The organism is Acidithiobacillus albertensis (assembly GCF_001931655.1).
GTDB classification, from domain to species: Bacteria; Pseudomonadota; Gammaproteobacteria; order Acidithiobacillales; family Acidithiobacillaceae; genus Acidithiobacillus; species Acidithiobacillus thiooxidans.
The window spans coordinates 1-807 of record NZ_MOAD01000052.1; the positions used below are offsets into that span (position 1 = coordinate 1).

At 56.3% G+C, this 807-nt stretch carries 1 pseudogene; it reads right to left on the reverse strand.

Features of this window, described 5'->3' with window-relative positions:
• Positions 1 to 734 (reverse strand): annotated as a pseudogene (locus tag BLW97_RS17795) (ISL3-like element ISAtc1 family transposase); the annotation flags it as partial.
• Positions 735 to 807 lie beyond the last annotated feature (73 nt).

Consider the following 807-nt stretch of genomic DNA (forward strand, 5'->3'; position numbering starts at 1 on the left):
ACGAGCTTCATGAGGTGAAAACGATCGAAAGTGATCTCCGCATTGGGCAGGTGCTCGGCAGCCCCTTTCTGGAAGGCCGGCGAGAGGTCCATGCTCACATCGGTGATCGCTTCCGCGCTACCACCATGGGCCTGTAGATCTGCGGAGAATTTCTCAAAGGTCTTGGCATCCTTGCCGGGAGTAGCGAACAAGAGTCGCCGGGCATTCAGATCCACGAAGAGCGTGATGTAGTCATGTCCATGCCGACTGCTGGTTTCATCGACGCCGACGGCATGGACATTGGCCATATCCACCGCAGCACGAGCTTCGGGCACATAATGGTCAATCACTCGCCACAGGAGCTTGTCGGTCTCACCGACCATGCGAGCTGCCGTCAATACCGGCATCTCCCGCACCAGGGTCATGATCAGCGCTTCAAAGAGCAGGGTGAAACGCGAGCCTTCCCGCGCCCAGGGAACAGATATCTGATGCACTCCATGCTCCTGGCACTTCACACGAGGTACACGGGCATGGAGATAGGCTTCATGCTGGAAGAAATCCATGTGCCGCCAGGTATGGTCACGGGTATCATGTACCGGACACTCCTCACCACAGACGGAGCAAGCAAAGCGACTACCTTTGGGAAAGTTGATGTGCAGATCCAGGCGTTTCTCCTCCACCGTGAAAGTCACATGATCCACCAACCACGGCGGAACCAATCCTAACGCGAGAGAAAACAGCTCTTCAGGGACCATCAGCTAACTCCTATTCAGGGCACGACCGCTCCACAGCATTCTACCCCCTACCCACTCAATCTGACGAAGAGCC